General features: G+C 61.9%; 1 pseudogene. It reads right to left on the minus strand.

The features are described from left to right. Positions 1-483, minus strand: a pseudogene (locus RTW80_RS27155) (RHS repeat domain-containing protein); the annotation flags it as partial.

Raw genomic sequence — 483 nt, forward strand, 5'->3', positions numbered from 1 at the left:
GTTGTACGGTTTACCGTCAGGGCTGATGTGCTGTTTTTCCGTCCGCCTCCCCAGCGCATCGTACACATACCGGTATGTCCCCCGCGCTGTCGTCACTTCCACCATCCGGTGTTCCGCATCATAACGGTAACTCTGCGTTCCGCTCCGGCCCTCCTTTTCCACAGCACGGCCAAATTCGTCATAACGGTAGTGCACACCACGGTAAGACATCAGCCGGTTGAACGGCACCACGCTGTTTTCTGCCGTGGCCCTTTCCCCCGCGCGCCTCCCCAGCAGGTTTCCCGCCGCGTCGTACTGCCAGCTCGCCAGATACCCCTCATCCTCCGAACGGCACGCCGTGATGCGCCCCGTGGGGTCGTAGAAGTAATCCGTTTCCCCCCGCCGGCTGTGCCGCGTCTTCAGCAGTTCATCCTCGCCACTGTAGCTGTACTGCCGGTCCGTGAACGTCTCCGGTACCACCCCGCGCATCCCGCTGTATGTCTC

The organism is Escherichia sp. AM3 (genome assembly GCF_032029835.1).
GTDB lineage: Bacteria > Pseudomonadota > Gammaproteobacteria > Enterobacterales > Enterobacteriaceae > Escherichia > Escherichia coli.